Source organism: Pseudomonas cichorii (genome assembly GCF_018343775.1).
GTDB classification, from domain to species: Bacteria; Pseudomonadota; Gammaproteobacteria; order Pseudomonadales; family Pseudomonadaceae; genus Aquipseudomonas; species Aquipseudomonas cichorii.
Genome location: NZ_CP074349.1, coordinates 3,941,662 through 3,963,932, shown reverse-complemented (window position 1 = coordinate 3,963,932; position 22,271 = coordinate 3,941,662). Strand labels below are relative to the sequence as shown.

General features: G+C 58.3%; 23 protein-coding genes. 17 read left to right on the top strand and 6 right to left on the bottom strand.

Translation table 11 applies throughout. The annotated features are described in order from the left end of the window. Window positions 1-11: 11 nt before the first annotated feature. From KGD89_RS16490 to KGD89_RS16460, 7 genes are all read left to right on the top strand, one after another. The gene (locus KGD89_RS16490) at window positions 12-1,178 is read left to right on the top strand and encodes a protein-glutamate methylesterase/protein-glutamine glutaminase (RefSeq protein WP_025260872.1); all 1,167 of its coding nucleotides are present in this window, start codon (window positions 12-14) and stop codon (window positions 1,176-1,178) included. Beyond that, entirely contained in the window at window positions 1,178-1,918 is a 741-nt protein-coding gene (locus KGD89_RS16485) for a flagellar motor protein (protein WP_025260871.1), read from the top strand. Before KGD89_RS16490 ends, KGD89_RS16485 begins: the two co-directional genes overlap by 1 nt. Window positions 1,919-1,924: 6 nt before the next feature. Beyond that, window positions 1,925-2,812, top strand: coding sequence for a flagellar motor protein MotD (motD, locus tag KGD89_RS16480; RefSeq protein WP_025260870.1), 888 nt, complete (start codon window positions 1,925-1,927; stop codon window positions 2,810-2,812). A gap of 46 nt (window positions 2,813-2,858) precedes the next feature. Beyond that, the gene (locus KGD89_RS16475) at window positions 2,859-3,647 is read left to right on the top strand and encodes a ParA family protein (protein WP_025260869.1); all 789 of its coding nucleotides are present in this window, start codon (window positions 2,859-2,861) and stop codon (window positions 3,645-3,647) included. Window positions 3,648-3,749: 102 nt separating this feature from the next. Next, window positions 3,750-4,634, top strand: a complete 885-nt coding sequence (locus tag KGD89_RS16470; RefSeq protein WP_038399938.1) for a CheW domain-containing protein — start codon at window positions 3,750-3,752, stop codon at window positions 4,632-4,634. 57 nt (window positions 4,635-4,691) lie between these two features. Then, window positions 4,692-5,171: a chemotaxis protein CheW gene (locus KGD89_RS16465; protein WP_025260867.1), complete on the top strand. Its 480-nt coding sequence runs from the start codon at window positions 4,692-4,694 to the stop codon at window positions 5,169-5,171. Next, window positions 5,172-5,576 (top strand): DUF2802 domain-containing protein, encoded by a 405-nt coding sequence (locus tag KGD89_RS16460; RefSeq protein WP_025260866.1) that lies wholly within the window; start codon window positions 5,172-5,174, stop codon window positions 5,574-5,576. It begins immediately after the preceding gene. A 143-nt stretch (window positions 5,577-5,719) separates the two neighbouring features. Here KGD89_RS16460 and KGD89_RS16455 read toward each other — a convergent pair whose 3' ends face one another. Together KGD89_RS16455 and fliK are read right to left on the bottom strand one after the other, a co-directional pair. Next, window positions 5,720-6,040: an EscU/YscU/HrcU family type III secretion system export apparatus switch protein gene (locus KGD89_RS16455; RefSeq protein ID WP_025260865.1), complete on the bottom strand. Its 321-nt coding sequence runs from the start codon at window positions 6,038-6,040 to the stop codon at window positions 5,720-5,722. Further along, the gene (gene fliK / locus KGD89_RS16450; RefSeq protein WP_025260864.1) at window positions 6,040-7,620 is read right to left on the bottom strand and encodes a flagellar hook-length control protein FliK; all 1,581 of its coding nucleotides are present in this window, start codon (window positions 7,618-7,620) and stop codon (window positions 6,040-6,042) included. Before fliK ends, KGD89_RS16455 begins: the two co-directional genes overlap by 1 nt. Window positions 7,621-7,809: 189 nt before the next feature. On the opposite strand from fliK, the gene ccmA reads away from it, so the two are divergent. The 10 genes from ccmA to KGD89_RS16400 all read left to right on the top strand — a co-directional run bounded on the left by ccmA (window position 7,810) and on the right by KGD89_RS16400 (window position 15,196). Then, complete coding sequence (gene ccmA / locus KGD89_RS16445) at window positions 7,810-8,451, top strand: cytochrome c biogenesis heme-transporting ATPase CcmA (RefSeq protein WP_074568974.1); 642 nt, start codon at window positions 7,810-7,812, stop codon at window positions 8,449-8,451. After that, on the top strand, window positions 8,448-9,119 hold the full coding sequence (gene ccmB / locus KGD89_RS16440; RefSeq protein ID WP_025260862.1) for a heme exporter protein CcmB: 672 nt from the start codon (window positions 8,448-8,450) through the stop codon (window positions 9,117-9,119). The genes ccmA and ccmB overlap by 4 nt, the downstream gene beginning before the upstream one ends. 72 nt (window positions 9,120-9,191) lie before the next feature. Next, a complete protein-coding gene (locus KGD89_RS16435) occupies window positions 9,192-9,986 on the top strand; it encodes a heme ABC transporter permease (RefSeq protein ID WP_162883696.1) in 795 nt (264 codons plus the stop codon). Beyond that, on the top strand, window positions 9,983-10,159 hold the full coding sequence (gene ccmD, locus KGD89_RS16430; protein WP_025260860.1) for a heme exporter protein CcmD: 177 nt from the start codon (window positions 9,983-9,985) through the stop codon (window positions 10,157-10,159). The genes KGD89_RS16435 and ccmD overlap by 4 nt, the downstream gene beginning before the upstream one ends. Beyond that, complete coding sequence (gene ccmE, locus KGD89_RS16425; RefSeq protein WP_025260859.1) at window positions 10,156-10,623, top strand: cytochrome c maturation protein CcmE; 468 nt, start codon at window positions 10,156-10,158, stop codon at window positions 10,621-10,623. The genes ccmD and ccmE overlap by 4 nt, the downstream gene beginning before the upstream one ends. 3 nt (window positions 10,624-10,626) lie before the next feature. Beyond that, a complete protein-coding gene (locus KGD89_RS16420) occupies window positions 10,627-12,600 on the top strand; it encodes a heme lyase CcmF/NrfE family subunit (RefSeq protein ID WP_025260858.1) in 1,974 nt (657 codons plus the stop codon). Beyond that, window positions 12,597-13,133, top strand: coding sequence for a DsbE family thiol:disulfide interchange protein (locus KGD89_RS16415; protein ID WP_025260857.1), 537 nt, complete (start codon window positions 12,597-12,599; stop codon window positions 13,131-13,133). Before KGD89_RS16420 ends, KGD89_RS16415 begins: the two co-directional genes overlap by 4 nt. Further along, window positions 13,130-13,600, top strand: coding sequence for a cytochrome c-type biogenesis protein (locus KGD89_RS16410; RefSeq protein WP_025260856.1), 471 nt, complete (start codon window positions 13,130-13,132; stop codon window positions 13,598-13,600). Before KGD89_RS16415 ends, KGD89_RS16410 begins: the two co-directional genes overlap by 4 nt. Beyond that, on the top strand, window positions 13,597-14,784 hold the full coding sequence (gene ccmI / locus KGD89_RS16405) for a c-type cytochrome biogenesis protein CcmI (RefSeq protein WP_025260855.1): 1,188 nt from the start codon (window positions 13,597-13,599) through the stop codon (window positions 14,782-14,784). The genes KGD89_RS16410 and ccmI overlap by 4 nt, the downstream gene beginning before the upstream one ends. Before the next feature lie 10 nt (window positions 14,785-14,794). Then, a complete protein-coding gene (locus KGD89_RS16400) occupies window positions 14,795-15,196 on the top strand; it encodes a hypothetical protein (protein WP_025260854.1) in 402 nt (133 codons plus the stop codon). A gap of 404 nt (window positions 15,197-15,600) precedes the next feature. On the opposite strand, the gene KGD89_RS16395 is transcribed toward KGD89_RS16400, so the two are convergent. The 4 genes from KGD89_RS16395 to KGD89_RS16380 form a co-directional block, all read right to left on the bottom strand. After that, the gene (locus tag KGD89_RS16395) at window positions 15,601-19,827 is read right to left on the bottom strand and encodes a calcium-binding protein (protein WP_081741944.1); all 4,227 of its coding nucleotides are present in this window, start codon (window positions 19,825-19,827) and stop codon (window positions 15,601-15,603) included. Between the two features lie 19 nt (window positions 19,828-19,846). Further along, on the bottom strand, window positions 19,847-20,398 hold the full coding sequence (locus KGD89_RS16390) for a hypothetical protein (protein WP_143008701.1): 552 nt from the start codon (window positions 20,396-20,398) through the stop codon (window positions 19,847-19,849). 803 nt (window positions 20,399-21,201) lie between these two features. Further along, window positions 21,202-21,414 carry a DUF6124 family protein gene (locus KGD89_RS16385; protein WP_025260852.1) on the bottom strand — a complete coding sequence of 71 codons (213 nt, stop codon included), beginning with the start codon at window positions 21,412-21,414 and terminating at the stop codon, window positions 21,202-21,204. 460 nt (window positions 21,415-21,874) lie between these two features. After that, window positions 21,875-22,270, bottom strand: coding sequence for a hypothetical protein (locus KGD89_RS16380; RefSeq protein WP_025260851.1), 396 nt, complete (start codon window positions 22,268-22,270; stop codon window positions 21,875-21,877). Window position 22,271 lies beyond the last annotated feature (1 nt).

Here is a 22,271-nt window from a genome sequence, read left to right as displayed (position 1 = left end):
TTGGAGTGTTTATGGCAGTCAAGGTCCTGGTGGTGGATGATTCCGGTTTCTTCCGCCGCCGCGTATCGGAAATTCTTTCTTCGGACCCCAACATCCAGGTCGTCGGTACGGCGACAAATGGCAAGGAAGCCATCGAACAGGCTCTGGCGCTCAAGCCCGATGTGATCACCATGGACTACGAAATGCCGATGATGGATGGCATTACGTCGGTTCGACACATCATGCAGCGCATCCCGACTCCGGTCCTGATGTTCTCTTCACTGACCCATGAAGGTGCCCGCGTTACGCTGGATGCCCTGGACGCCGGTGCAGTGGACTTCCTGCCCAAGAATTTCGAAGACATTTCGCGTAACCCGACGAAGGTCAAGCAACTGCTGTGCGAGAAGATCAACAGCATCGCGCGCAGCAATCGTCGTTTCAGTGGCGTGAGTTCGCCGGCCACTGCATCGGCATCGGCATCGGCTGCGCCAGCACCGGCTCCGGCCTCTGCACCAGCCCGTACGACCGTGCCGCCAGCCCGCACCGTGCCGCCGCGCACGGCGCCCGCGCCAGCAGCCCATGCGCCGGCTCATCACGCACCGGCTCCCCATGCTCACTCGGGCGCGCCCAAGCGCAAGGCCTACAAGCTGGTGGCCATCGGCACGTCTACGGGTGGTCCGGTGGCATTGCAGCGGGTCCTGACCCAGTTGCCTGCCAATTTTCCGGCACCTCTGGTCCTGATCCAGCACATGCCCGCAGCGTTCACCAAGGCATTTGCCGAGCGTCTGGACAAGCTGTGCAAGATCAGCGTCAAGGAAGCGGAGGATGGCGACATCCTGCGTCCGGGTCTGGCGTTGCTGGCACCGGGCGGCAAGCAGATGATGGTGGATGGTCGTGGCGCGGTGAAAATCCTGCCGGGTGACGAGCGCCTCAATTACAAACCCTGTGTGGACATCACCTTCGGTTCGGCTTCCAAGTCCTATGGCGACAAGGTGCTGGCTGTGGTGTTGACCGGCATGGGCGCCGACGGCCGTGAAGGTGCGCGCCTGCTCAAGCAGGGTGGCAGCAGCGTCTGGGCGCAGGACGAGGCGAGCTGTGTGATCTACGGCATGCCGATGGCCATTGTCAAAGCCGATCTGGCGGATGCGATCTACAGCCTTGACGATATCGGTCGGCATCTGGTCGAGGCCTGTATCTGATGGATGTACTGAGCCTTATCGGTCTTATCCTGGCGTTCGTTGCCATTATTGGTGGCAACTTCCTGGAAGGCGGGCACCTGAGTGCTCTGCTCAACGGCCCGGCCGCCTTGATCGTGGTGGGCGGTACGCTGGGCGCTTCGCTGTTGCAGTCGTCGATGGGCGCTTTCAAGCGTGCGATGCAAATCGTTGGCTGGATTCTGTTCCCGCCACGTATCGATCTGGCGGGCGGTGTCGATCGGGTGATTGGCTGGAGCCTGACCGCTCGCAAGGAAGGTCTGCTGGGACTGGAAACGGTTGCCGATACCGAACCCGACAATTATTCCCGCAAGGGTCTGCAGTTGCTGGTGGACGGTGCCGAGCCCGAGGCGATTCGCAGTATTCTGGAAGTGGATCTCATCACTCAGGAAACCCGCGACATCCAGGCGGCCAAGGTATTTGAAAGCATGGGCGGCTATGCGCCGACCGTGGGTATCATCGGTGCGGTCATGGGCCTGATCCATGTGATGGGCAACCTGGCCGATCCAAGCCAGCTGGGCAGCGGGATCGCGGTGGCTTTCGTGGCGACCATTTACGGTGTTGCCATGGCCAACCTGATTCTCTTGCCGGTGGCCAACAAGCTCAAGGCCATTGCTCATCGTCAGGCCCGTTATCGGGAAATGCTGCTCGAAGGTCTGCTTTCCATTGCCGAGGGTGAAAACCCGCGCTCCATCGAACTCAAGCTGCAAGGCTTCATGGAGTAATGCCGCATGGCTCGCCGTCGTCCACCCGAAGAGCATGAGAATCATGAACGCTGGCTGGTTTCCTATGCCGACTTCATTACGCTGCTGTTTGCCTTTTTCGTGGTGATGTACTCGATTTCGTCCATCAACGAAGGCAAGTACAAGATTCTGTCCCAGGCGCTGGTCGGCGTATTCAACGACGCCGAGCGCACCATGAAGCCCATTCCCATCGGCGAGCAGCGCCCGGTGAGCGTCACGCCTGCCCAGCCGTTGCTCAAGGAAAGCGAGCAGACCGATGCCGGTATCGGCCAGAAGTCTGACGATCCGCTGCAGACCATCGCCGACAATGTGCGCGATGCCTTCGGTGACCTGATCAAGTCCGACCAGATGACCGTGCGCGGCAACGAACTGTGGATCGAGATCGAACTCAACTCCAGCCTGTTGTTCGGCAGTGGCGATGCCATGCCCAGCGACAAGGCGTTCACCATCATTGAAAAGGTGGCCGGGATCGTCAAACGCTTCGACAACCCGATCCACGTGGAAGGTTTCACCGACGATCAGCCGATCAGTACCGCTCAATACCCCACCAACTGGGAGCTGTCGTCGGCCCGGTCCGCGAGTATCGTGCGCATGCTGGCCATGGACGGTGTCAATCCTGCCCGACTGGCTTCGGTGGGCTATGGCGAGTTCCAGCCGATTGCAACCAATACCACGACGGCGGGGCGTGCAAAGAACCGTCGCGTGGTGCTGGTCATCTCGCGTAACCTCGATGTTCGGCGTAGTCTGACCAGCACCGGCACGGCCAATGCACAACCTGATGCCGCTTTGAGGCGTGCTGGCACACAAACTGCACCTGTGCCAGCAAAGCCGCCGGTACGAGCGAACGCCGTCAATTCTCCGTCACCCGCCCTCTAGCAGTCGTTATCGATATGGTCGTCGTTGTGCGGAAGGAAAAACATCAATGAGAGTCTGGGCAGTAGCCAATCAGAAAGGTGGAGTCGGCAAGACCACTACGACCATTGCCCTGGCCGGATTACTGGCTGACGCGGGCAAGCGCGTGGTCGTGGTCGATCTGGACCCCCACGGCTCCATGACCAGCTATTTCGGGCATAACCCCGATGAGCTGGAACATAGCGTTTTCGATCTGTTCCTGCACAAAGGCTCGGTCCCTGATGGGTTGCCCGGCCAGTTGCTGCTGCCGACCAGTGATGAACGTATTTCCCTGCTGCCTTCGAGCACGGCCCTGGCGACCCTTGAGCGTCAGTCGCCGGGGCAGAGCGGTCTGGGCCTGGTCATCGCCAAGAGCCTTGCGCAGTTGTGGCAGGATTTTGACTATGCCCTGATCGACAGTCCGCCCTTGCTGGGTGTCCTGATGGTCAACGCCCTGGCTGCGAGTCAGCAACTGGCGATTCCGGTACAGACCGAGTTCCTGGCCGTCAAAGGCCTGGAGCGCATGGTCAATACCCTGGCGATGATCAACCGTTCTCGCAAGACACCGTTGCCGTACACTATCGTGCCGACCCTGTTCGACCGTCGGACCCAGGCTTCCATGGGCACGCTCAAGCTGCTGCGTGACAGTTTTCCCGACCACGTCTGGAAAGCCTACGTGCCTGTTGATACCCGTCTGCGCGATGCCAGCCGTGCCGGTATCACGCCATCCCAGAACGATGGCAAGAGCCGCGGGGTCATGGCTTACCGGGCATTGCTCAAACACATGCTCTCCGAGCAGCTTACGGCTCAGGTGGCTTGACGTGCGTCCTTATTCTTTCTGTGCAGCCCGCTCAAGTCAGGCCTCCATGCGGCCGATAAGCTTATCAGGTGGCACTTGCTCCATTTTTCGTTGGGCCCCGGTATGAACCGCCCTTTAGAAGTTGCTACACGGCCAAAACTGGCATTGCAGTCGTATCTGGACTCCTTGCTTCAGGATGCCACTGAAGAACTTGAAGAACCGTCGGATACCATCGACGAGTTCCAGGCTGCAGTGCTCGAAGAGCAGGCTCTCGATGCGCGCAGGCAGCAGGTCAAACCCGTTGCAGTGGCCGTTGCGGCACCCGCTCCGGTGGCTGTACCCGTTGCAGTGGCGGCGCCGGTTGTTGTTCCGGTGGTGACGCCTGTCGAGGTACCTGTAGAGGTACCTGTAGAGGTGCCGGCGCCGGTGGTCGTTGCCGAAGTTGCAGTGCCGAAAGTGGAAGTGGTCGAGCCTGTCGTCCAGTTGAGCACCACGGGTGAACAACGCACGCCGACTCCACCGCCGAACCGGGAAGGACGTCCGGCCTGGGCCGACGAGCCTTTCGAGTGTCTGTTGTTTGATGTAGCGGGTTTGACGCTGGCCGTACCGCTGATATGCCTGGGGTCGATCTACCCTCTGGCAGGCCAGGAGTTGACACCCCTGTTCGGGCAACCGGACTGGTTTCTCGGGATCCTGCCCAGCCAGGCAGGCAACCTGAAAGTATTGGATACAGCGCGCTGGATCATGCCTGATCGCTACCGCGACGATTTTCGCCAGGGATTGCAGTACGTGATCTCGGTTCAAGGCTACGAGTGGGGGCTGGCCGTGCATCAGGTCAGCCGTTCACTGCGCCTCGATCCTGCCGAGATCAAATGGCGGGGCCATCGTGGTCAGCGTCCATGGCTGGCGGGAACAGTGATCGAGCATATGTGCGCGTTGGTGGATGTTGCAGAGTTGGCCGAGTTGATAGCCAGTGGCGCGGTCAAGCAGTTGAACAAATCGAGATAATCATGGGTTGGCGCCAGAGGCGTTGCCCGCAGAGTACACACGTGAGGGGTTAGCGGTATGAATAAGACGTCTGCACAAGGTTCCGAAGATCCTATCCTGCAGTGGGTGACTTTCCGCCTGGACAATGAGTCGTACGGCATCAACGTGATGCAGGTTCAGGAAGTGCTGCGTTACACCGAAATCGCTCCTGTGCCGGGTGCGCCAAGCTATGTGCTGGGCATCATCAACCTGCGCGGTAACGTCGTGACCGTGATCGACACCCGTCAGCGCTTCGGCCTGGCTCCGGTGGAAGTCAGCGACAACACCCGTATCGTGATCATCGAAGCTGACAAGCAGGTCGTCGGTATTCTGGTCGACAGCGTGGCGGAAGTGGTTTACCTGCGTCAGTCCGAAGTCGAAACCGCGCCGAACGTGGGCAACGACGAAACCGCCAAGTTCATTCAGGGCGTCTGCAACAAGAACGGCGAGCTGCTGATTCTGGTCGAGCTGGACAAGATGATGTCCGAAGAAGAGTGGTCCGAGCTGGAGAACATCTGATTGATTCTTGAGGCGGCAGTTGTCTTCCTGGGCATTCTCTGGGTCGTGACCCTGGGAATGTTCCTGGCTCATACCAAACGTCAGCGGGTTCTTGACGCTGAGCGTGATGAGGCCAGTGCCTTGCGGGACCAGCGGATCCGGGAGTTGGCCAAGCGTGTGGACACCTTCCAGAACGGCACGGTGCGCATGGGGGAAGACCTGCATGAGTTGCGTGCGATGGTTGCACCGCTGCCTGACAAGCTCACGGCCCTTGAACAGCGCGATCCCTCCACGCTGTCCTTCGCCCAGGCCGCACGCCTGGTCGGCATGGGAGCAAGTGTCGATGAGCTGACTCAATCCTGCGGCCTGACCCAGGCCGAAGCGCAATTGATGAGCAAGCTGCATCGCAATACTGCGGATCAGTAACAGCTTTCAATCCCCGTCGCGGATAAATCCACTCCCACAGGCTAGCGTTGTGGGAGTGGATTTATCCGCGATGAGGCCGGTACATCCGGCGCAAGCGTCTTCATGGTTCCTTCGCGAATGAATTCGCTCACGGGGGCGCGTGTTTACCGAGGCGTGATATCCCGCTCGATCGGCGGTGCATTCGGGTCCTGGCCTGCCGGGAACTTGCCTTTGAGGTGCCAGGCAAACGCGATGATTTCGGCGATGGTCAGGTACAGCGGCTCGGGGATGCTGTCGCCCAGTTCCAGGCGCGCCAGCAATTTGACCAGCTCGGCATTTTCGTAGATCGGGACTTCATGCTCCCGGGCAATCGCCAGAATCGCTTCCGCCAGTTGATCGTCGCCTTTGGCGCTCAGTGTCGGGGCCTTTTGGCCGTCGTAGGTCAGGGCGATGGCCTGACGAGGCATGTGGTCAGGTAGGCTCATCAGGCGTTCTCGTCGATCCAGCGTTGTTCAAGAGTGGTGCGCGGGCCTTGGGGTGGGGCTCCGTGGCTGCAAGCCAGTTCGCCTACTGCCAGACCACAGGCGATCAGCCGTTCACGCAGATAACCCAGTTCCTGGCCGATCAAGGCTGCACTGTTGGGGCGTTCGGCCCAGAGATGGCTGGACAGCGTGCCACTGATCAACTGCGCACTGACCTGCAAAGGCCCCAACGGCTCCAGATCGAACGCCAGCTCTATGCGCCAGAGCTTTTCCCGAGGCCCTTTGACTTCGTTGCTGTCCTGGTCCTCGGCGGTTTCCTGTTCCGGTGCGTCCTCACGCTGCATCTTGACCTGCAAAGGCACGATGTCATGGGCGTTGCGCATCGGCACTTCCATCTGCCAGGTGGTGACCTGCGTGCCGTCGGCATTGGTACGGGTCTGCTCCAGGCCGCCCAGTTGATGGCTTTGCAGGCGCGACACTGCCGCCGCTGCAAGTTTGAGGAGTATTTCCAGATCCTCTTCCTTGTCACCACCGCTTACATCGCGCGAGGGCAGGGGGAAGCTGGTCGGTTGCGGGCGCGGTGCTACCAGGCCCAGCGTGCCCAGGGCGTTGCGGATCGTGCTGGGGATGACTCGCGTCAGCATGTTGGAGGCAGCCGCCGCATTGTAAGAGGCGTTACCCGGCAGTTCGGGCAATATCTGGGCGATCAGGCGCATCAGGTTGGCCTTCATGTCCGGTGCCTGCATCGGGTTCAGGCCCGCCAGCAACTTGGCCTCCATGAACATGCCGCTGGCATTGAGTGCCTGGGCTACATTCCCCGATGTTCTCATCTGCTCGATATCGGGAATGCCGGCCAGCAACTGGTTGATACTGGCCTGCAATGGCGCGGGAATCGCTGTATTGCCGCGCGGCAGGTTTTGCAGAGCCGCAATCAGGTTTTCCAGCGAGCCCTGACGATTCTGTTGAGTGGCCAGTTGCTGCGCGACCGCCAGTTGATCGAGACGGCCGGGCAGGGGCACGAAGTTCAACGACTGGTTGCCCTGCACCTGAGCGCTGAGCAGGCTGCCTACAGTCAGCGGCTTGGGGCTCTCGATGGTCAGGATAATGCCGGCCTGAGCGGTATTGAGCAGCATCACGATCGAGCGATAGCTCTGTGCTCCGGCCAGTTGATTGACAACCTGGCTGGTCATGACCTTGCCTTGCAGCAGGGAGCCCACCGGTAATTGTTTGAGATCGATGCTGGTCTGCGAGTTTTTCAACGCATTGTTGATCTGCTGCAAGGTCAGCGTCAGTTCATTGGGCGATGCTTGAGCCACTTGCAGGGTGGTGCCTGGCGTGAAGGGGAGGCTGCTGTTGACCGGCAGGTTGGTCTGGCTACCATTGCTGAGGGCCAGCCTGAGCAGTAACTGGAATTGCTGATTGACCTGTTTGAGGGTCAGCACCTCGGCTTCGGCAGTCTGGCCTTCGGGCACCAGATTTTCTGCCGCTTGCAGCAAGGTCAGGACCTGCGCCTGAGTCACCGTTGCCTTCAACAGGGCGGTAGTCGGTGCCGCGGCAGGAACGCTGGTGATATCACCCGTCATTGAATCTCGACCTGTGGAAGTTGCCCTCTTGGTATCAGGACACACATGTATAATGTCGGCCACGCATGGCCCGGAGATAAAGTTGCACCAATGTAACGGCTGTTTCAATGCCGACTTGAACCCTCCCTTTCTCTGTCCGTGTCCTGTACGTTGTCCCTCGACGTGCCAATGCCATGCTGGAAGCCCTCGATGACCCTGGCGACACCTCTTCTGGAAGCGACAAGTCTGTCCTGCGAACGCGACTGGCGCATGCTGTTCGAGAACCTTGAATTGCGCCTCGAAACGGGCGACATGGTGCAGATCAGCGGGCCCAATGGCAGTGGCAAGACCAGCCTCCTCAGGTTGTTGTCCGGCCTGATGCAGCCCACAACCGGAGAAGTCCGCCTCAATGGCCGGCCCCTTGAAGGCCAGCGTGCCGAGCTTGCCCGCAACCTGCTGTGGATCGGCCATGCCGCCGGGATCAAGGATTTGCTGACTCCGGCAGAAAACCTCAGCTGGCTCTGTGCCCTGCATCAGCCGGTGCAGGCGCCTGATATCTGGCAGGCGCTCGGTGCCGTGGGTTTGCAGGGTTTCGAGGACGTGCCGTGCCATACCCTCTCCGCCGGTCAGCAGCGTCGAGTTGCACTGGCGCGTCTGTATCTGGCGGCGCCGCCGATCTGGATTCTCGACGAGCCTTTCACCGCCCTGGACAAACAGGGTGTCGCGCAACTGGAAAACCATCTGGCCCAACACTGTGAACAAGGCGGAATGATCGTCATGACCACCCATCACACACTGACCCGCATTCCGGCGGGTTATCGGGATATTGATCTGGGACAGTGGTCGGTATGAGCAATGTCTTTACCCTTCTGCTCGCCCGTGAGGCGCGTCTGCTTGTGCGTCGCCCGGCGGAGCTGCTCAACCCACTGGTTTTTTTCGCTATCGTGATTGCATTGTTCCCACTGGCGGTCGGCCCGCAGACTCAATTGTTGCAAACCTTGTCGCCAGGGCTGCTCTGGGTCGCGGCGCTTTTATCGGTCCTGCTCTCGCTGGACGGCCTGTTCCGCAGTGATTTCGAGGACGGATCACTGGAGCAATGGGTCCTTTCGCCACACCCTCTGGCGCTTCTTGTTCTGGCCAAAGTGCTGGCACACTGGGTTTTTTCCGGGCTGGCACTGGTATTGTTGGCGCCGTTGCTGGCGCTCATGCTCGGCCTGCCCACCCAATGCTTGCCGGTTCTGCTGTTTTCCCTGCTACTGGGAACGCCAGTGCTGAGTTTGCTGGGGGCAGTCGGAGCCGCACTGACAGTCGGTTTGAAGCGGGGTGGCCTGTTGCTCGCCTTGTTGATCCTGCCGCTGTATATCCCGGTACTGATCCTGGGCAGTGGCGCATTGCAAGCCGCACTGCAAGGCATGCCGGCAACCGGTTATCTACTCTGGCTTGGTAGCCTGACCGCTTTGGCTGTAACCCTGACACCCTTTGCAATAGCCGCCGGCCTGAAGATCAGCGTCGGCGAATAATTGAGGTTCTGAGGCTGGCAAATGCCGGCCATCAGTAAAAACCCGGGATACACCGTGATGAAAAGCAGCGTGATGAAAAACAGCATCAGTTGGGCCTGGTTCCACAAGCTCGGTTCGCCGAAGTGGTTTTATGGCATCAGTGGGCGCATGTTGCCCTGGCTCAGCATTGCCGCCGTGCTGCTGATCGGCACCGGCACGGTCTGGGGCCTGGCCTTTGCGCCGCCTGACTACCAGCAGGGCAACAGCTTTCGCATCATCTACATCCACGTTCCCTCTGCCATGCTGGCCCAGTCCTGTTACGTGATGCTGGCAGTCTGTGGCGTGGTCGGTCTGGTCTGGAAGATGAAGCTGGCCGATGTCGCATTGCAGAGCGCGGCGCCCATCGGCGCCTGGATGACGGCCGTGGCGCTGGTCACCGGAGCCATCTGGGGCAAGCCGACCTGGGGTTCATGGTGGGTGTGGGATGCACGCCTGACGTCCATGCTGATTCTGCTGTTCCTGTACTTCGGGCTGATCGCTCTGGGCAACGCCATCACCAACCGCGACAGTGCCGCCAAAGCCTGTGCGGTGCTCGCCATCGTCGGGGTCGTGAACATTCCGATCATCAAGTACTCGGTGGAGTGGTGGAATACCCTGCATCAGGGCGCGACTTTCACCCTGACGGAAAAACCGGCAATGCCCGCTGAAATGTGGCTGCCGCTGCTGTTCACGACATTGGGCTTCTACTGCTTCTTCGGTGCGGTCCTGCTGGTGCGCATGCGCCTTGAAGTGCTCAAGCGCGAGTCGCGGACCAGTTGGGTGAAAGCCGAAATCCTCAACAGCCTGGGTCAGAGTCCGACCTCTTCAAACAGCGGAGGCGCACAGTGAGTTTCGAGTCATTCGCTGATTTTCTGGCCATGGGCCGTCATGGCCTGTTCGTCTGGTCGGCTTACGGGATCTGCCTGTTCGTGCTGATTCTCAACGTGGCGCTGCCATTACTGGCGCGTCGGCGCTACCTGCAACAAGAGGCGCGTCGTCTGCGCTGGGAGAGCAAGAAGTGAACCCGCTGCGCAAAAAGCGTCTGTTGATCATCCTCGCGATACTGGCCGGAGTCGGGATTACCCTGGCCCTGGCGCTCAGTGCCCTGAAGGAAAACATCAACCTGTTTTACACCCCGACCCAGATCGCCAACGGCGAAGCGCCGCTGGACACGCGCATCCGGGCAGGCGGAATGGTGGAGAAGGGCTCGCTGCAACGTTCGGCCGATTCGCTGGATGTGCGCTTTGTGGTCACCGATTTCAGCAAGTCGGTGACCATCACCTACCGCGGTATCCTGCCGGATCTGTTCCGTGAAGGGCAGGGCATTGTCGCGCTGGGCAAACTCAACGCCGAGGGCGTGGTCGTGGCTGATGAAGTGCTGGCCAAGCATGACGAGAAGTACATGCCGCCCGAAGTGACCAAGGCGTTGCAGGAAAGCGGTCAGTCCGCTCCGGCTCCATCCCCCACACCATCGAAGCAGGGTTGAGCCATGATTCCTGAACTCGGCCATCTGGCCATGATTCTGGCGCTGTGCCTGTCTATCGTGCAGGCCATCGTGCCGCTACTGGGGGCCTGGCGAGGCGACCGCCTCTGGATGGGGCTGGCGCGTCCCGCGGCCTGGGGGCAATTCAGCTTTCTGGTCTTTGCGTTCGGCTGCCTGACCTATGCCTTCATGGTCGACGATTTTTCGGTGGCCTACGTCGCGCAGAACTCCAACAGCGCCTTGCCCTGGTATTACAAGTTCAGTGCCGTCTGGGGTGCCCATGAAGGCTCCTTGCTGCTCTGGGCCTTGATTCTCAGCGGCTGGACCTTCGCCGTATCGGTCTTCTCCCGACAATTGCCGCAGATCATGCTGGCGCGGGTGCTGGCAGTGATGGGCATGATCAGCGTCGGCTTTCTGTCGTTCCTGATCCTGACCTCCAACCCGTTCTCGCGCATCCTGCCGCAGGTGCCGGCCAATGGCCGGGATCTCAACCCGTTGTTGCAGGACATCGGTCTGATCGTGCATCCGCCGATGCTGTATATGGGCTATGTCGGTTTCTCGGTGGCCTTCGCCTTTGCTATTGCAGCCTTGCTGGGCGGGCGCCTGGATGCGGCCTGGGCGCGCTGGTCGCGTCCCTGGACCATCGTCGCCTGGGCGTTTCTGGGGATCGGCATCACCCTGGGTTCCTGGTGGGCCTATTACGAACTGGGCTGGGGCGGCTGGTGGTTCTGGGATCCGGTAGAGAATGCCTCCTTTATGCCCTGGCTGGTGGGCACGGCGCTGATTCACTCGCTGGCGGTCACGGAAAAGCGCGGTGTCTTCAAAAGCTGGACAGTATTGCTGGCCATTGCAGCGTTTTCCCTGAGCCTGCTGGGGACCTTCCTGGTGCGCTCCGGCGTGCTGACCTCCGTGCATGCTTTCGCCTCCGATCCCGAGCGTGGCGTGTTCATTCTGATCTTTCTGCTGATGGTGGTCGGTGGCTCGCTGACGCTGTTCGCTGTCCGTGCCCCGGTGGTGAAAAGCCAGGTGGGCTTTGGCCTGTGGTCCCGCGAGACGCTGCTGCTGGGCAATAACCTGGTGCTGATCGTCGCGGCCTCCATGATTCTGCTCGGCACGCTCTATCCACTGGTGCTCGATGCCGTGAGCGGCGCCAAGATGTCCGTCGGCCCGCCGTACTTCAATGCGCTGTTCGTGCCGCTCATGGGGCTGTTGATGGTGGTGATGGCGGTCGGCGTGCTGGTGCGCTGGAAAGACACGCCACTCAAATGGCTGGTGAGCATGCTGGCACCGGTGCTGATCGGCAGTGCGGTCTTGGCGGTTGTTGCCGGTTTCGTGCTGGGGGATTTCCACTGGGCGGTGATGGCCACCTTCATGCTGGCGGCCTGGGTACTGCTGGCGGGTGTTCGGGACCTCCTGGACAAGACGCGCCACAAAGGTTTGCTCAAGGGCGCTCGCGGCCTGAGCCGCAGCTATTGGGGCATGCAATTGGCGCACATCGGGATTGCGGTCTGCGCCCTGGGTGTCGTGCTGTCGAGCCAGAACAGTGCCGAGCGGGATCTGCGTCTGGCCCCCGGCGAGTCCACCGAACTGGGCGGCTATCAGTTCGTGTTCGAGGGAGCCAGGCACTACGAAGGGCCGAATTTCACCTCGGATCGCGGCACTGTGCGGGTCTTGCAGGATGGCAAGGTCATTTCGACGCTGCACCCGGAAAAACGTTTCTACACCGTGCAGCAATCGATGATGACCGAGGCAGGTATCGACGCCGGCTTCACCCGCGATCTGTATGTCGCCCTTGGCGAGCCCTTGGGTAACGGCGCCTGGGCGGTGCGTGTCCACGTCAAACCGTTCGTGCGCTGGATCTGGTTCGGTGGCCTGCTGACCGGTCTTGGCGGCATTCTGGCAGCCATGGACAGGCGTTATCGGGTCAAGGTCAAAAACAAAGTGAGTGACGCGCTGGGCATGACGGGAGCCGCGGTATGAAGCGTTGGATCATGGTGCTGCCACTGGCAATCTTTCTAGTTGTCGCAGTGTTTCTCTATCGCGGTCTGTACCTGGACCCCGCCGAGCTGCCTTCGGCGCTGATCGACAAGCCGTTTCCCGAGTTCTCCCTGCCGCAGGTCGAGAGTGACAAGGTATTGACCCGTGCCGACCTGTTGGGCAAACCGGCACTGGTGAACGTCTGGGGAACCTGGTGCATTGCCTGTCGTGTTGAGCATCCGGTGCTCAACAAACTGATGCAGCAAGGCGTGGTGATCTACGGCATCAACTACAAGGATGTGAACGCCGACGCGATCAAGTGGCTCAAGGATTTCCACAATCCCTATCAGCTCAATATCCGCGACGAAGCAGGCTCGCTGGGCGTGAACCTGGGCGTCTATGGCGCGCCGGAAACCTTCCTGATCGACAGCAAGGGCATCATCCGCCATAAATACGTCGGCGTGATCGACGAGACGGTCTGGCGAGACAAACTGGCCGGGCTGTATCAGGCGCTGGTCGATGAGGCCAGGCCATGAAGCGCTGGTTGACTGCCGCTGTCCTGAGCCTTGGTCTGGTCGGTTTCGCCAATGCGGCCATCGATGCCTATCAGTTTCGCGATGAAGCCGAGCGTGCCCGTTACAGCGAACTGACCAAGGAGCTGCGCTGCCCCAAATGCCAGAACCAGGACCTCGCCGACTCTAACGCGCCGATTGCCGCCGACCTGCGCAAGGAAATCTACCGCATGCTCGGTGAAGGCCAGAGCAATCAGCAGATCGTCGAGTTCATGGTCAATCGTTACGGCGAGTTCGTGCGCTACAACCCGCAACTGAGTTCACGCACCTGGCTGCTCTGGTTCGGTCCGGCCGCGTTGCTGCTTGTGGGGCTGGTCGTGATTGGCGTGATTGTGGGGCGTCGTCGCAGTGAGCAACGCGAAGAAGCCGATGTTCTTTCCGACGAGGAGCGTCAGCGCCTCGCCCACCTGTTGGATAAAAACCGAGAATGATCGATTTCTGGATGGCAGCCGGTCTGTTGTTGCTGATGGCCCTGAGTTTCTTGTTGATCCCGGTCCTGCGCGGTCGTCATGTGCAACCCGAAGAGGACCGCACAGCCCTTAACGTCGCCCTGTATCAGGAGCGCGTGGCCGAGTTGCAAGGTCAGCAGGAGGAGGGCGTGTTATCGGACGCGCAAATGCAGAGCGGTCGTGCCGAGGCTGCACGGGAACTGTTGGCTGATACCGAAGACACCGGCCCTGTGCGCAACTCGCGGCTGGGCAAGTCCCTGCCTTTGCTGGCGGCGGTATTGGTGCCGGTTCTGGGCCTGGGGCTGTACCTGCATTACGGGGCCAGCGACAAGGTCGAACTGGCCCGTGAGTTCTCCCAGCCGCCGACTTCCCTGGCGGACATGACCCGGCGTCTTGAGCGCACGGTCGAGGCTCAGCCGGATTCTGCCGAAGGCTTTTACTTTCTGGCCCGCAGCTACATGGCCCAGGAACGTCCGGGCGATGCCGCGAAAATGCTCGAGCGCGCCGTGGCCCTGGCCGGGCGTCAGCCGGAACTGCTGGGGCAATGGGCGCAGGCCTTGTACTTCGCCAGCGACAAGCGATTCACACCTCAGGTCCAGGCCCTGACCGACGAAGCCCTCACAGCCGATCCGCGAGAGGCCACCAGTCTTGGGCTCTTGGGTATCGCCGCCTTTGAAAGCGAGCGCTATCAGGTCGCGGTGGATTACTGGACGCGTCTGCTGAGCGTATTACCTCCGCAGGACCCGTCCCGCTCAGCACTGGAAGGCGGCATTGCCCGCGCCCGCGAAAACCTGGGGGTACAGGCGGCTCCGGCCGTTGCCGATGCTGCGCGCATCAAAGTGCGTGTCGATCTGGCACCTGCGCTCAAGGCCAGTGTCCAGCCGGGCGACAGCGTCTTCATCTTTGCCCGTGCCGTGAATGGCCCACCGGCACCTCTGGCGGTCAAGCGCATCACCGTGGCCGACCTGCCGGCGCAGGTCGAACTGGGTGATTCCGACGCAATGATGCCGCAACTGAAACTGTCGAACTTTGCGCAAGTCCAACTGGTTGCACGGGTGTCCCGTGCAGGGCAGCCAACCACCGGTGAGTGGATCGGCCGCAGCCAGCCACTGGCCAGTAGCATCACGGCACAGCAGGCGTTAACTATCGACAGTCCAGACAAATAGAGAATCGCTTATGTACCGCACCGCACGCATTACCTTATTGGGTCTGGCTCTTGGTTTGAGTGCTTGTGCGGTTCAGCCACCCGAACCCCATGGCCAGGAACCCATCCAGTCCTTGCCGGGCAGCCAGCAACCCGGCAGCCCACGCCCGACCACCCCCAAAACCCCGCCCAAGGCCCCGGCACCTGCGCCGAAAACCTCCGCCAGCTTCGCCCCGCCACCGGGCGGCAACAGCCACTGGGATGCGCGCATGGGCGTGTACGTGATGGACGACCAGCCCAATACCTTCTACCGCCAGCGCACCTACTACCAATGGAACAACGGCTGGAGCTGGTCCACTCGCCCTGATGGCCCATGGCAGGCGACAGATGCCAGTGGGGTTCCGGCGGGGTTGGGGAGGCAGTTTGGTAATTGATTGACTGATCGGCGGGTAGGTGAAATGCCGATCAGTAAAGGTCACATAGATCACTTTGTGAGAGGCAGCTTGTTGGCGAAGAGGTCTGTGAAACCGGCAGATATTCTGCGTCTGTACGCTCAAGTCGCCAGCAAGCTGCCTCCCACACGTTTTGTTTGTGCCTTAACTGATCGGTATTAGCGGGTAGGAGCGGATTTATCCGCGAGACGTCATTGAAGTTCAAAAAACGCTCGCCCGATCAAATAATCGGACCTTACCCACTGTTAATTCATCGATTTACCTTCAAACGAAGCATTTTCCAGCAGCGCCCGCCTAGATCGCGAAGCGAATGCTACGGCGGTAGTTGTAGGTGCCTGACCAGAGGGTACGCTTAGGTAAGCTCGCTCTCTGGTCCGGCGTATCGATCAATGCCAATTCGCAGCAATCACCGCATTCAGTTGCTCACGCTGGCTTTGCGTGAGATTGATTTCTCCTGATGCCGGAGCGCCGAAAGCAGCCATCGCGTTGACTAGGTTATCCACGGCGTTCGCATACAACGACGCCCCCTCCGCCTGGATGAGATCGACTTTCTGGGATGCCCCCAAGTACCAGTCCTTGATAGTGACCCGATCATCGGAGCCCGTCACATCGATGAGCAAGTTACTGCCTTCACGAGACAGCCAAAGATTGGTGGTCGAAATCCCTTCGATACTCAGGACATCAGTGTCATCAGGTGTCGCAGAAAAGTTGTTGATGGTGTCTTGTCCGTCACCCGCCGTGAAAACGTAAGTATCAGCACCGTCCCCGCCTTGGAGCAGATCATTACCTTTACCACCTTGCAATCGATCACTGATACCAGAGCCCGTGATGGTATCAGTGCCCACGGTACTGGCCATGGCCGTCATGTGGTCGCTGGTCAACAGTGAACCGTCAGCAAACTCGAATCGCTCGATCCGGTAGCGACTGCCGGTGGTATAGAACCAGTTATTGAGGGTCACTTGATCTTGGCCATTGCGATGGCTCAGCACCAGATTGACGCCGACACGTGCTACCGTGATGTCGGAAGCCAGAATGCCATCGCCGAACCTGAGGATATCGGTTTCCGAACCGTAGACATTGTCTTCGTTGATGGTGTCGCGACCGTCGCCCAGCTTGAAGAGGTAGGTGTCCCCACCCATACCGCCACTGAGGATATCGTTGCCGGTGCCACCCTCCAGGACATCAGATCCAGCACCACCGTTCAAGGTGTCACTCCCGGCAACCCCTGACAGCGACTGGTTAAACGCCGCACTGATACCGGTTAGCACATCGTCCCCGTCGCCGCCGATTAGTCTCAAGAGCGGAGCTGCGACCATTGCGCTGGTCCAGACGGTGCCGTCGGCGAACTCGAATCGATCGACCTGGTAGCGACCGCCGGTTGCATAAAACCAGTTGCTGAAAGTGATCTGATCCTGGCCATTGCGGTGGCTCAGCACCAGACTGGTCCCCACCCGAGTGGCGGTGATGTCAGACGCAATAATGCCCTCGCCAAACTTCAGGATATCGGTTTCCGGACTGTAGACATTGTCTTCGTTGATGGTGTCGCGACCGTCGCCCAGCTTGAAGAGGTAGGTGTCCCCACCCATACCACCACTGAGAATATCGTTGCCGGTGCCACCCTCCAACAGATCGGCACCCGCGCCGGCGGTGATGACGTCATGGCCTGCTCCCCCACGAATGACTTGCGACAGCGTACTGCTGACACCCGTCAGCACGTCATCGCCGTCTCCGCCCACCAGTTCCAGCAGTTGCTTGGATACCTCGGCGCTTGTCAAAATAGTACCGTTACTGAATTCAAACCGCTCGACTTGGTAGCGACCGCCGGTTGCATAAAACCAGTTGCTGAAAGTGATCTGATCCTGGCCATTGCGGTGGCTCAGCACCAGACTGGTCCCCACCCGAGTGGCTGTGATGTCAGACGCAATAATGCCCTCGCCAAACTTCAGGATATCGGTTTCCGGACTGTAGACATTGTCTTCGTTGATGGTGTCGCGGCCGTCCCCCAGCTTGAAGAGGTAGGTGTCCCCACCCATACCGCCACTGAGGATATCGTTGCCGGTGCCACCCTCCAGGACATCAGATCCAGCACCACCGTTCAAGGTGTCACTCCCGGCCCCCCCCGACAGCGACTGGTTAAACGCCGCACTGATACCGGTTAGCACATCGTTCCCGTCGCCGCCGATTAGTCTCAAGAGCGGAGCGGCGACCATTGCGCTGGTCCACACTGTGCCGTCAGCAAACTCAAACTGCTCGACCTGATAGCGACCGCCGGTGGCATAAAACCAGTTGCTGAAAGTAATCTGATCCTGGCCATTTCGGTGGCTCAGTACCAGACTGGTACCCAGCCGAGTGGCGGTGATGTCGGACGCAATAATGCCCTCGCCAAACTTCAGGATATCGGTTTCCGAACCGTAGACACTGTCTTCGTTGATCGTGTCCCTACCATCGCCCAGCTTGAATACGTAGGTGTCTGAGCCTGTATCTCCGCTAAGGAAGTCATTGCCCGTGCCGCCATCCAACACGTCGTTCCCGGCTCCACCGCTTAGCTTGTCGTTGCCGGAGCCTCCTTTCAGTCGGTCATGCAGGTTGCCGCCCAAGAGTTCATCATTGCCGGTGCCGGAAATCAGCACGTAGCTCTTGTCATTCAGTGCTATCAGTTGATCGTCACCGGATGATCCGACTATCAGATTCGGCACGCGGGAGAACAGATCCATACGCTCAGCGCTCGACAGGCGATTGGCGAGGTCAGTCAGCAAATCAGAGGATGAGAACCTATCTTTAATATCCGGAATATCACTGAAGTGAAGCAAGTCGATGACGACCAATTCCCGGGAGGCGCCTTGTGCTTGCTCAAAAGCGAAGTTGAAGGCGGTTGTGGCTGCAGCGAAATCGAATGAAAAACCAGATGTTGTCAGCGTTATATTCATCGCCTGAAAATAGGGTTTCAAGCGGATTTCAAACACGAATGACTCCATAATGTGATTTCTGAGCTTCTCATAAGCCTGCATCAGCACTTCAGCAGAGTTGGGTCCAGGGTTAGGCAACCCTTCATTCGTCCCACTGCTCTGGATAAAGGATTTCGCTAGAAATGCTTCGAGCGCATAAAGTTTCCGGCCATCCGCAAAATACTCCCCCCGACTGTTTACGGCGTAAGCATCCGCCCCTGTCCACTTGAAAATCAACTGATCGATCAAGTCGCTGTTTTCAGCTGAGTAGACGTCCTGCTTCAAAGCCTTGACCAAGTTGACCAGAGTGCCCGAGCTGTCTTTGGCCATGGTCTGGTGCAAGCTTTTCACGTTACCCAGGCCTGCAAAGTTCGGCAGGCTTGCAATTTCCTCGGACACCGCCACGGGCATAGCGTCAACGGTATTGAGCAAGTCGGCGTTGAACCAGATGTCATTCATGCCAAGAATGACCCCGTTCGCATCCGTATACTGCCCGACTTGGAGAGCTTTGTTTCCCTGCGGGTCGACGGCGGAACCATTGCTATAGGCCGTGTTTAAGCTCGTGATATTTGCCGCGCTCAGGCTGAGCAGTTCCCCGGTATTAACCTTCGCATCACTATTAAGGTCTCTCCAGATCTGCAGTTTGGAAAAAGCGTTGTCATTGGCGTCGATTTTCCCATCATGGTTGTTGTCTAACTCAGCCAGCGCCGCAAAACCGTTTGCGGCTCGCTGCCCATTCGACAAGATGGAATTATTGCCAAAAAGCTCATTTCCATTGTCTATCTGCCCGTTATCATTTCGGTCCCAAACAAGCAGGCCGTCGTCCCTTCCAACCCAGCCGGTAGTTTCCGCAGTGCCGTTGCCATCGTGATCAAAATGAATGCCTGCTTTCACACTGATGGTTTCGACACCGTCACCATCCAGATCCAGTATCACGGGTGATACCGTGCCTTCGGCTTGGCTGAATAGAGTCGAGAGCAGAGATGCCAAGCCCGCGCCAATACTGCCGAGGCCGAATTCATCACCCCGCGTCACGCCGTAATAATCAGCACCGCCGCTGTCCCACAGCCAGCCCCAGAACTTGCTGGCGGCGAACCCTAGCACGATTGATGCTGCCGTCGCGGCCAGTATCGGGGCGCCTGCGGCGGCCATTGCGCTGGCCGCGAGTGACCCGATGGCCATGCCGGCCAATACGGTGACTGCCGTCTTGCCTACCTCATAAGCGTCCCCCGTGTTCATCGCCACACCCAACTGGGCAATATTGATGGCCGGGCCCAGCGCTGAGGCCAATCGACTCAGGTTGGTTGTCAATGCGGCACTGGCATTGGCATTGCTCATGATCTGATTCGCTTCACCGATTGCATTTTTTGCAATCGACTCATAGGCCTTGGCCGTTGCCGCCGCGTTTTTATACAACTGAGAATCAGGCAGATCGGCGTGCTGCAACGCCTCTCTGGCAGCCGCGGCCGAAGCCTTCATGGCGCTTTGTGCCAGATAGTGCTGGTAAGCGGCGTCTGCCAGCGCTTTTCTATTTGCGTCAGAGATACTCCCGCCATAGGCTTCATAGATCGCTTGTTCAATTCCACCTTTAACTGCTTCAGCAGAAACGCCAACGCCGTCCCACCAGTCAGGCTCAAACGTGGAGTAATCTATTTGCGAACTAGCCATGGCAAACCTCTCTTATATTTTAAAAATGAATTCTTGAGAAATTCCTTATCCACCAATACAGTGAGGCTAGGCCAAAGCCCAACCAAAAAGATAATAAGAATGTATAGATAAGTTGTAGAGTCCTTGATTCGTAAATACACAGGTTCAAACATTTCTCTTCAGCGGGAAGTGCCACGCTGAACAGCAATAGTGGCGGTAATAGATATAACATGACAACCAAAGGTTTGAGATGCCTTTTAGGAGAGTCATGCTCCCCTATAAATGTCTGTTTGTATTTTTCCCAGCCCGCAACCAAGAAAGCATAGTAAATCGATGCATAGGCAAAAAAGGAAAAAAGCACCCTTGTACTTTCAGGAAACAAAGATCTACTGGCCCAAACATCTATTGAAGGGAAAATAGCAACTGGCAGCCATGTCAATAATCTCAAGGTATCGCCTAAAGATGTAGGCTCCTCAGGGCTTAAATAAACCAAAAGAGTCGCTATAATAAGCGGCAGCCAAAAGCTCCAACGCCGCACAAACCCGTCTTCGGCGACAGCTTGTATAACTTTTGGGTTAGAGGGTATGTACATAAATCATCCTGATTACCTTTTATATAGTGTGCGAGACAGCAGCAAAGTCTGGCAGGAGTTTTTAGTCTCAAGGGGGCGCTGGTTTAGAAAAATATATCGCGAACGAACGGAGACGCCGCTCGTGCGCGCACAGGTTCGCCAGCGTGCAACAAATGGAGTGAACACCTTCGGCAGGAATGCCAACGTGAATGGAGTACGCTGATTGACCGTAGCATCCATGCGACTGTTTCTCCGTATCATCACCAAGGTAGATATTCCGCTGCAAGCATAGTCAACGGAAAATCGACTCGCCTGTAGCGGCTTAGAACAAAGAGCTATAAATATGGCAAAGCACTCACCTATACCCATCGGAGCAAACGCCTGAAGGCCAGTTTGCTAACAATGTGACTTTGAGGCCTTCAGCACGGCGCAACTAAATCCGCACGCGGCATATGCAAGGACGTAAGCGCCGACTACCCCATTTTGGGAGCTTCCCACTCTTCCAGAGATTTAACCGATCGGTATTAGTCTGTAAGCGGATTTATCCGCGAGACGTCATTGAAGGCGATACATTTTCTTCGGATGTACGGGCCTCTCGCGAATAAATTCGCTCCCATCAAACATAAATGCAACATCATGAATTAAAAGGCTTTTCTGTAGGGGCGCGCTTGCCCTTGATCGGCTGCGTAGCAGTCGTAGATTTTGTGAGCGCTTCGCACTCGATCGTCGGAGTGCCGCCCAGGGCAAGCACGCTTACACCTTCCTCTGTTTGCTGCGCGACAGCGCGGTGCCAAGGCGGCGGGTGATCTCCTACTGCGGTAGCGTCAGCGTGGCTCAACCCGTTCCAGCGAGCGGTCGAGTTCGGTTCGGGCCATGCCGATCAAATGTACGACGGAAAAGGCCAGGTCGCGTTTCGGGCCGTTGAGGCTGTCGCCGGATTCGTAGGCGGTAGCGGCTGCGCAACGCAGCAGATCGGAGACATGTAGTAGGGATTCTTCGAGTGTATTGCCTGGTGGATCGGGGGTTACTTTTTTCATGATGATTTCTTTCCTGGTTAGGCCACCTTTCACTCGCTGCTAAACGATTGAGGGTGGCGGCTTTGTCGCGGGTTAGCAGACCGGGGAAAAATCACCAAAAACCGGCGCACCCGAAGGTGCCCCACGCAAAGCCGCCATAAGCGGTACTTTTGCATGGTGATTTATGTCCTGAGGGCTGCTAAACCCGATCACTGATATGCAGTGACCGACACAGCCTAGAGAGCCAAAAACACCCATGCAAGGGGGTAGGATTTTCTAGGAAAGTTCATGCGCATGAAAGGGATAAGACTGTAAGAAACGTCCTATATTTTCGGCATTTCATAAGCTTGCGGTGGGCGATGGGGTAGGAGCGGATTTATCCGCGAAGACATTTTTCGCGAATGAATTCGCTATAGAAGGATGTTCAAACCGATCATGAAGCCTGGCAGGAGTACACCGTACTCACTGCCAGACTGTTCAGTTAGATGGAGATTCTGCCACTCGCTGTCCAGTTCGCGATAGGCGTGGTGCCTACGTTTTCGATCCGGTAGCGGTAGGTGCCTGGAGTGGGGGCGTAAAAGCTCAGCGATGCGCCACCATAGCTAGTGGTGCTGGAAATGACGGTCCAGGTGGCACCGTTCTGTTTCTCGAAAATGTGCTTGATATTGTTGGTGACAAATCGTGACGACAAGTCCTGCAACCTGAAGGTCTGTGTTGCCGCGCATGAAGTGGTGTAGGGACCATAGACAACGGTCTCACCCTGAGGGTAAACATCGGAACCGCTGCGGTTGATGTTGAGGTTGATACAGGCGGCATAGGCATTGGTCGTGGCCAATACGGCAGTCGCAAAGAGGGCCAGGAAAGTCTTCTTGAGCATG